An 8,702-nucleotide genomic window follows, 5' to 3' on the forward strand; every position below is an offset into this window, starting at 1 on the left:
CCACCCCACCACCCACCACGTCGTCCGGGCGTCCGGGCCCGTCCCCCGAGGAGCGAGAAGCACCATGTCCAAGGAATTCGAGATCGTCCGCGAGTTCGAGACCGAGGCGAGCCCGGAGGAGGTCTGGGAGGCCGTCACCACCGGCTCCGCCGGCTGGCTGTGGCCCCAGGAGTTCGAGCCGCGCAAAGGCGGCGCCGCGCCCTTCGGCGGCACCCTCACCGCCTGGGACCCCCCGCACCACCTGATCGCCCGGTCGGAGAGCCCGGAGGGCGTCGACAACCAGTTCTTCAACCAGCTCGAGCACGTCATCGAGGAGCGCGAGGGCGGCGGTGCCTGGGTGCGCTACGTGCACAGCGGCGTCTTCGTCGACGACTGGGACAACCAGTACGACGGCGCGAGCAAGCACACCGACTTCTACCTGCACACCCTGCGCCAGTACCTGACCCACTTCAGCGGGCGGCCGGCCGCCTTCGCCACGGTGAACGGCCCCGCCGCGTCCACCTCGCCCGACGCCCTCGAGGTCGTCAGCCGCGCCCTCGGCGTGCCGGACGACGCGGCCGAGGGTGCCGTGGTGCGTGTCGAACTGCCCGGCGCCGGGCCGGTGGAGGCCGTGGTCGACTACCGCGACCGGTACTTCGTCGGCCTGCGGACCGGCGACGCGATGTACCGGGTCTTCGGCCGCAACCACTTCGGCGCCCCGGTCGGCGTGAGCGTGCACGACTTCGCCCCCGGCGCCGACGGCGAGCGGGCCGGGCAGCGCTGGCAGGCGTGGCTGGACGGCGTCTTCGCGTAACCGCGCGCCCCACCGCGCCCCGTGCACGGGACCGCCCCGGCTGGATCACCAGCCGGGGCGGTTCGCGTCGTACTGCCGGTCGCGTCAGGCGAGGGTCGCCAGCGCCTCGTTGAAGGTCGCAGACGGACGCATGACGGCCGCGGCCTTGGCCGGGTCGGGCTGGTAGTAGCCGCCGATCTCGGCCGGGGAGCCCTGCACGGCGATCAGCTCGTCGACGATCACCTGCTCCTTCTCGGTCAGCGTCTGGGCAAGCGGGCCGAAGGCCTTGGCCAGCTCGGCGTCGTCCGACTGCCCGGCCAGCTCCTGGGCCCAGTACATCGCCAGGTAGAAGTGGCTGCCGCGGTTGTCGATGCCGCCGAGCCGGCGGCTGGGCGACTTGTCCTCGTTGAGGAAGGTGCCCGTGGCGCGGTCGAGGGTGTCGGCCAGGACCTGGGCGCGGGCGTTGCCCGTGGTGGTCGCCAGGTGCTCGAAGCTGACCGCGAGCGCGAGGAACTCGCCGAGGCTGTCCCAGCGCAGGTAGTTCTCCTTGACCAGCTGCTGGACGTGCTTGGGCGCGGAGCCGCCGGCGCCGGTCTCGAAGAGGCCGCCGCCGTTCATCAGCGGCACGACCGACAGCATCTTGGCGCTGGTGCCCAGCTCCAGGATCGGGAAGAGGTCGGTCAGGTAGTCGCGCAGCACGTTGCCGGTGACGGAGATCGTGTCCTCGCCGCGACGGATGCGGTCGAGGGAGAACTTGATCGCCTCGACCGGGGACTTGATCTCGATCTGCAGGCCCTCGGTGTCGTGCTCCGTCAGGTACTGCTTCACCTTGGCGATGAGGTTCGCGTCATGGGCGCGCTCCTCGTCCAGCCAGAACACCGCCGGGTCGCCGGTCGCGCGGGCGCGGGTGACGGCGAGCTTGACCCAGTCCTTGATCGGCGCGTCCTTGGTCTGGCAGGCGCGGAAGATGTCGCCGGCGGAGACGGCCTGCTCCAGCACGACGTTCCCGGCCTGGTCGACCAGGCGGACGGTGCCGGTGTGCTGGATCTCGAAGGTCTTGTCGTGGCTGCCGTACTCCTCGGCCTTCTGCGCCATGAGGCCGACGTTGGGCACCGAGCCCATCGTGGCCGGGTCGAAGGCGCCGTTCGCGCGGCAGTCGTCGATGACGGCCTGGTAGATGCCGGCGTAGCTGCTGTCCGGGAGCACCGCGAGGGTGTCGGCCTCCTGGCCGTCCGGGCCCCACATGTGGCCGGAGGTGCGGATCATGGCCGGCATGGAGGCGTCGACGATGACGTCGCTCGGGACGTGCAGGTTGGTGATGCCGCGGTCGGAGTCGACCATGGCCAGGGCCGGGCCCTCGGCCAGCTCGGCCTCGAAGGAGGCCTTGATCGCCGCGCCGTCGGCAAGGGACTCGACGCCCTTGAGGATGCCGCCGAGGCCGTCGTTGGGGGTGAGGCCGGCCGCCGCGAAGGTCTCGCCGTACTGGGCGAAGGTCTTGGGGAAGAAGGCGCGGACCACGTGGCCGAAGACGATCGGGTCGGAGACCTTCATCATCGTGGCCTTCAGGTGCACCGAGAACAGCACGTCCTCGGCCTTGGCGCGCGCGACCTGCTCGCCGAGGAACTCGCGCAGCACGGCGACGCGCATGACGGAGGCGTCCACGACCTCGCCCGCGAGCACCGGCACCGACTCGCGCAGCACGGTGGTCGTGCCGTCGTCACCGACCAGCTCGATGCGCAGCGCGCCGTCCTCGGCGATGACGGCGGACTTCTCCGTGGAACGGAAGTCGTCGGCGGTCATGTGCGCGACGTTCGTCTTCGAGTCGGCCGACCACGCGCCCATGCGGTGCGGGTGCGCCTTGGCGTAGTTCTTGACCGACGCGGGGGCGCGGCGGTCGGAGTTGCCCTCGCGCAGGACGGGATTGACGGCGCTGCCCTTGATCTTGTCGTAGCGGGCGCGCACGTCCTTGTCCTCGTCGGACTTCGGGTCGTCCGGGTAGTCCGGCAGCGCGTAGCCCTGCGCCTGCAGCTCGGCGACCGCGGCCTTCAGCTGCGGGATCGAGGCCGAGACGTTCGGCAGCTTGATGATGTTCGCCGCCGGGGTCTTGGCGAGCTCGCCGAGCTCGGCGAGGGCGTCGGCGATGCGCTGGCCCTCCTCCAGGTACTCGGGGAAGCTCGCGATGATGCGCCCGGCCAGGGAGATGTCACGGGTCTCCACGGCGACTCCGGCCGTGGAGGCGTACGCCTGGATCACGGGCAGGAACGAGTACGTCGCCAGCGCCGGCGCCTCGTCGGTGTGCGTATAGATGATGGTCGAGTCAGTCACCGGGTGCTCCGCTCCACGTCTGCAACATTGCTCGACATCAAGATATCTCGTGAGCGGCCGCCACTCGAATGGACCCTCCCGGCGCCCGGGCACCACCGCCCGGCCACGCCGGGTACCCCGAGCGGGACGCTCATGGTGCCCGCCCGCATACCCGGCGGCATAACTGTGGTGTTCCACCACATGGGAGCGTGACGTGGCCGTTTCTACGGTGTGGCGACATCGGAAACGTCCCCGTCCCCCGCCCGGAAGTGGTGACCATGGCAACCCCGGCACCCGCGCCCACCGCACCCGGCTCGCTCCGCAGAATCGTCGCGGCGAGCCTCATCGGCACCACCATCGAGTGGTACGACTTCTTCCTCTACGGCTCCGCCGCCGCGCTGGTCTTCAACAAGCTGTTCTTCCCCAACGAGGAACCCCTGGTCGGCACGCTGCTGTCGTTCCTCACGTACGCCGTCGGCTTCGCCGCCCGCCCGGTGGGCGCCCTCGTCTTCGGCCACTTCGGGGACCGCCTCGGCCGCAAGCGGCTGCTCGTGCTGAGCCTGCTGCTCATGGGCGGCGCGACCTTCTGCATCGGCCTGCTGCCGACGTTCTCCACGATCGGCGTCGCCGCTCCGGTGCTGCTCACCATGCTCCGCCTCGTGCAGGGCTTCGCGCTCGGCGGCGAGTGGGGCGGCGCGGTGCTGCTGGTCTCCGAGCACGGCGACGCGAAGCGGCGCGGGTTCTGGGCCTCGTGGCCGCAGACGGGCGCGCCGGCCGGGCAGCTGCTCGCCACCGGTGTGCTGTCGGCGCTGACCGCGCTGCTCTCGGACGCCGCGTTCACCTCGTGGGGCTGGCGCATCCCGTTCCTGCTCTCGGGCGTGCTCGTGATGGTGGGGCTGTGGATCCGGCTGTCGGTGGACGAGTCCCCGGTGTTCAAGGCGGCGCTGGCCAGGGCGGAGGCCCGCAAGACGGAGGAGTCCACGATCGAGCGGCTGCCGCTGGTGTCGGTCCTGCGCGACCACTGGCGGGACGTCCTGGTGGCGATGGGTGCCCGCATGGCGGAGAACATCAGCTACTACGTCATGACCGCCTTCGTCCTCGTCTACGCCGTCGAGCACGCGGCCCTAGGCAAGCAGACCGCGCTGAACGCCGTGCTCATCGGCTCCGCGGTGCACTTCGCCGTCATCCCGGCCTGGGGCGCGCTCTCCGACCGCGTCGGGCGCAGGCCGGTGTACCTGCTGGGCGCGGCGGGCGTGGGCCTGTGGGCCTTCCCCTTCTTCGCGCTGATCGACACGAAGAGCTTCCCGGCCCTGCTGCTGGCCGTCACGGGCGGCCTGGTGCTGCACGGCGCCATGTACGCGCCGCAGGCGGCCTTCTTCTCCGAGATGTTCGCGACCCGCATGCGCTACTCCGGGGCCTCGATCGGCGCCCAGTTCGCCTCCGTGGCCGCGGGCGCCCCGGCTCCGCTCATCGCGACCGCGCTGCTCGCGTCCTACGACAGCTCGGTCCCCATCTCGCTGTACGTCATCGCCGCCGCGCTGCTCACGCTGGTCGCGGTCGGGGTGGCCAAGGAGACGCGCGGCCGGGACCTCGACGCCGTCGAGTCCGGGACCGCGGAGGACGCCCCGCTGGCCCGGTCGGCCCACGCGGGCTGACCCCGTGCGGACACGTTCCGCACCCCCGGTACGTGGACCCCGTCACGGTGTGTCAGTGGCGGGGTCTACCGTCGTGACCGTGGGTGACACGAGAGAGATGACGGGGGTGCTGCACCATGTCGAGCTGTGGGTTCCGGAGCTGGAGCGCGCGGACGCCGAGTGGGGCTGGCTGCTGGGCGAGCTCGGCTACGTCCGGTACCAGCGGTGGGAGGCGGGCCGCAGCTGGCGGCTGGGGGCGACCTATATCGTCGTCGAACGGTCACCGGACCTCGTCGAGGGGCCGCACGAGCGCCGCAGGGCGGGGCTGAACCACCTCGCGTTCCATGTGGCGGGCCGCGCGGAGCTGGACGCCCTGGTGGCCCGCTCGCCGCGGCACGGCTGGACGCTGATGTTCCCCGAGCTGCATCCGTACGCCGGCGGCGAGGAGCACTACGCCGCCTACCTGGAGAACGGCGACGGGTTCGAGGTGGAGCTGGTCGCGGGCGCGGATCAGACCTGACCGGCGGGACCCGGCGGGCCCTCCTGCCCGGCCGAGAGCCGGTGCAGGCGCAGCGCGAGCTGGATCTCCAGCGCACGGTCCGGGGCCTGCCAGTCGGCGCCGAGCAGGTGGGAGATGCGCTCCAGGCGCTGCGCGACGGTGTTGACGTGCACGTGGAGGGCGTCCTTGGTGCGCACGGGGCTCATCCCGCTGGCGAAGTAGGCGTCCAGGGTGCGCACGAGGTCGGTACCCCGGCGGCTGTCGTAGTCGGCGACGGCGCCGATCGTGCGGTGCACGAAGCCGTCGACGTCGCGCGACTCGGTCAGCAGGAGCCCGAGGAAGCCGAAGTCGTCGCCCGCGGCGCCCTCCCCGACCCGGCCGAGGGCGCGCAGCGTGTCGCCGCAGCGCTGCGCCTCCGCGTAGGCCAGGGCGACGGCGCCGGGCCGCCCGGCCGGCGCGTGGACGGGGCCGGACGCCCCCACCGTGACGGCCGCCTGCACCGCCGTGCCCAGCTGCTGGGCGATCCGGCGGGCGGTGGCGGAGGCGTCGGAGCCCGGCTCCAGCGGGAGCAGCAGCACGGTGCCCCCGTCGCGCGCTGCGGCCAGACCCCGCCGGGTGGCGGCGAGGTGGGAGGCGGCCGACCACAGCCGCTGCCGGTCGGCTGCGGCCCCGGCGTGCTCCTCGCCGACGCGGGCGGCGAGGACGACGTGCGGGGCGTCGAGGTCCGCGCGGAGCCGGCCCGCGCGTTCGCGCAGCAGTGCGGGGTCACGCTGCGGGGCATCGAGCAGGTCGTCCAGGAGTTCGCCCCGGAAGCGCTGCTCGGCCTCGGCGGCGGTGCGCCGGGCGAGCAGCAGCAGGGAGGTGACCATGGCGGCCCGCTCCAGCGTGCGCTGGTCGACGGGGTCGAGTTCGGGGTGGCCGTGCAGCACGAGCGCGCCCAGCAGTTCGCCGCCCGCGGTGACGGCGGCCGTCCAGGTCTGGCCCTGCCGTACGGCGTGGCCGTCCTTCCGGGAGCGGGCCACGGCATCGGCGAGCATGTCGGGGACGGGGTCGCGGTCGGTGCCGACGACCCGCACCGTCCCGGAGAGCACCTCGGCGACGGCGTCCGCGACGTCGTCCACGCCGCCGCCGCGCAGGACGAGTTCGGTGAGCCGGTCGTGCACCTCGGAGGCGCGTTCCAGCACGGCGCTGTGGCTGCGGATGGTGTCGTTGGCGGTGCCCAGGTCGGCGAGCGCGGACCGGGTCTCCTCCAGCAGGTTCGCCGTGTCGATGGCGACGGCGGCGAGCGAGGCGAGGGAGGCCAGCAGGGCGATCTGGCCGCGTTCGAACACCCGGGCCCGGCGGTCCGCGGCGTACAGCACCCCGATGACGCCGGTGCCCAGCACGAGGGGCACCCCCAGGATCGCCACCAGGCCCTCGTCGTGCACGGCCGAGTCGATCGGGTGGGTGTGCCGGAAGCGCTCGTCGTCGAAGTAGGACTCGGTGACGTAGGGCAGCGCGGTCTGCGCGACCAGACCGCCGAGCCCCTCCCCCATCCCGAGCCGTACCCGCTGGAACTCGGCGGAGACCGACCCCTCGGTGACCCGCATGTAGGTGTCGCCGGCCTTCCGGTCGATCAGGCTGAGGTAGGCGACGTCCGTGCCGAGCAGGGACCTGGCCCGCTGCACGATGGCCTGCAGCACCGAGTCCAGGTCCCGCAGGCCCGCGAGGTCGCCCGCCGTCTCGAACAGCGCCGACAGCTCGGCCTCGCGCCGCCGCCGGCCCTCCAGTTCCGCCCGCACGCGCAGGGCCAGCAGCTTGGCCTGCTCCATCTCCGCGAGCACGGCGGGGGGCGCGCCCTCGGCCCTGGCCGCGAGGACCGGCCGCTCGTACTCCTCGGCCGGTGCCCCGCGGGCGAGCAGCCGCAGGAAGGGTGCGTCGGAAGGGCTGTGGGGAGCCATGGTTCCGCCGTCGTCGTCGGGGGCGTGGAGTGGGTCGCGGGGCACGCTGTCAGGGATACCGGCAGATCAGTGCGCCGTCCATCCACCGTCCATGGTGAGCGAGGCACCGGTGATGAAGGACGCCTGCGGCGAGCAGAGGTAGGCGGTCAGTTCGGCGACCTCCTCCGGCTCCACCAGCCGCTTCACGGCGGAGTCGGCGAGCATGATCTCGGTGACGACCCGCTCGGGATCGATGCCGTGTGCGGCCGCCTGGTCGGCGATCTGCCGCTCGACGAGCGGGGTGCGCACATAGGCGGGGCTGATGCAGTTCGAGGTGACGCCGCGGGCGGCACCCTCCAGGGCGGCGGTCTTGGACAGCCCCTCAAGCCCGTGCTTGGCCGAGACGTAGGCGCTCTTGTAGGCCGAGGCGCGCAGTCCGTGGACGGAGGAGATGTTCACGATCCGGCCCCAGCCCTGCCCGTACATGTGCGGCAGCGCCCCCCGGATCAGCCGGAAGGGCGCCTCCAGCATCACGCGCAGCACCGTGGCGAAGACGTCGGGCGGGAAGTCCTCGATGGGGCGGACGAGCTGCAGCCCGGCATTGTTGACCAGGATGTCGGTGCCCGCGGCGGCCTGCTCGGCGGCGTCGAGGTCGGTCAGGTCCAGCGTCACGGTCTCGACGGCGCCGGGGCGGCCGCCCGCCGCGGCCTGTTCCGCGAGCTCGGCCAGGCCTTCGGCGTCCCGGTCGGCGGCCCGCACCTTGGCACCGGCCGCGCGTGCGTCCGTCCAGGTCCGGCGGCCCGGACGGCGGGACGGGGCCTGCTGCGGGACGGGGCGCGGGGGGCGTGGGCGTCATGCACTGCAGGCTAGGCAGCGCGTGGGCCCCGACCGATGTGTGCGCCGCCCACACTCGCGACACCGCCAATGGGGGTGGCGCACACTCACTCCTGCGGCGGCCCCGCGGGCTCGAACCAGGTCGGGCCGTCGGACAGCGCGTGCTTGAGGCGCAGCCGCCCGTGGTTGCCGAGGTCGGGCAGACCGTCCACGTCGAACCAGCCGACCTCCAGCGACTCGTCGTCCGCGACCCGGGCCCGCCCGCCGACCGCCCGGCAGCGGAAGGTGATGTCCACGTACTGGCAGCGGTCCCCGTTGGGGTAGAGGACCGGGTCGATCGTCTGGACCAGGACGACGCGCTCCACGACCGCGCGCACGCCGGTCTCCTCCAGCACCTCGCGGACGGCGGTCTCGGCGGGTTGCTCGCCGGGTTCGGCGATGCCGCCGATGAGGGACCAGCGTCCGTTGTCCGCCCGCCGGTTCAGCAGGACGCGGTCGTCGTCGTCGAGGACGACCGCCGTGACACCGGGCAGGAGCAGCTGCCGGTGGCCGACGAGGGCCCGCAGCTCGCGGAGGAATTCGGGAATCGGCACGCCGCCGAGCCTACGTCCTCGGCCGGACCCTCCCGTGGATCAGGTCCGTGAGCGCGGCACTTGCCGTTCGCGCACGGGATCTCCACATCCCGAGCCCCCAGCGGTTACGGTGACCCCCGGGGCCGGGGGGTTCCCCGGGGGTCAGGG

Annotated in this window: 6 protein-coding genes and 1 pseudogene; 3 read left to right on the plus strand and 4 right to left on the minus strand. The window is 72.8% G+C overall.

Annotated elements, in window-relative coordinates; genetic code table 11:
- The first annotated feature begins 64 nt into the window (after nucleotides 1–64).
- Nucleotides 65–793: an SRPBCC family protein gene (locus tag PV341_RS41385; protein ID WP_500324321.1), complete on the plus strand. Its 729-nt coding sequence runs from the start codon at nucleotides 65–67 to the stop codon at nucleotides 791–793.
- 84 nt (nucleotides 794–877) lie between these two features.
- Here the strand turns inward: PV341_RS41385 and PV341_RS41390 are convergent, their stop codons facing one another.
- Nucleotides 878–3,097 (minus strand): NADP-dependent isocitrate dehydrogenase, encoded by a 2,220-nt coding sequence (locus PV341_RS41390; protein ID WP_500324322.1) that lies wholly within the window; start codon nucleotides 3,095–3,097, stop codon nucleotides 878–880.
- A 257-nt stretch (nucleotides 3,098–3,354) separates the two neighbouring features.
- Here PV341_RS41390 and PV341_RS41395 point away from each other — a divergent pair, with 257 nt between their 5' ends.
- Complete coding sequence (locus PV341_RS41395) at nucleotides 3,355–4,731, plus strand: MFS transporter (RefSeq protein ID WP_500324323.1); 1,377 nt, start codon at nucleotides 3,355–3,357, stop codon at nucleotides 4,729–4,731.
- A 79-nt stretch (nucleotides 4,732–4,810) separates the two neighbouring features.
- Complete coding sequence (locus PV341_RS41400) at nucleotides 4,811–5,230, plus strand: VOC family protein (protein WP_500324324.1); 420 nt, start codon at nucleotides 4,811–4,813, stop codon at nucleotides 5,228–5,230.
- On the opposite strand, the gene PV341_RS41405 is transcribed toward PV341_RS41400, so the two are convergent.
- From PV341_RS41405 to PV341_RS41415, 3 genes and pseudogenes are all read right to left on the minus strand, one after another.
- Nucleotides 5,221–7,149 (minus strand): helix-turn-helix domain-containing protein, encoded by a 1,929-nt coding sequence (locus PV341_RS41405; protein WP_500324488.1) that lies wholly within the window; start codon nucleotides 7,147–7,149, stop codon nucleotides 5,221–5,223. The two genes, PV341_RS41400 and PV341_RS41405, sit on opposite strands and share 10 nt — an antisense overlap.
- 66 nt (nucleotides 7,150–7,215) lie before the next feature.
- Nucleotides 7,216–7,905: pseudogene (locus PV341_RS41410) on the minus strand (SDR family oxidoreductase); the annotation flags it as partial.
- Nucleotides 7,906–8,069: 164 nt separating this feature from the next.
- On the minus strand, nucleotides 8,070–8,555 hold the full coding sequence (locus PV341_RS41415) for an NUDIX hydrolase (protein WP_500324326.1): 486 nt from the start codon (nucleotides 8,553–8,555) through the stop codon (nucleotides 8,070–8,072).
- Between the last annotated feature and the right edge of the window lie 147 nt (nucleotides 8,556–8,702).

Origin of the sequence: Streptomyces sp. PA03-1a (assembly GCF_033792805.1) — a bacterium.
Lineage (GTDB): Bacteria > Actinomycetota > Actinomycetes > Streptomycetales > Streptomycetaceae > Actinacidiphila.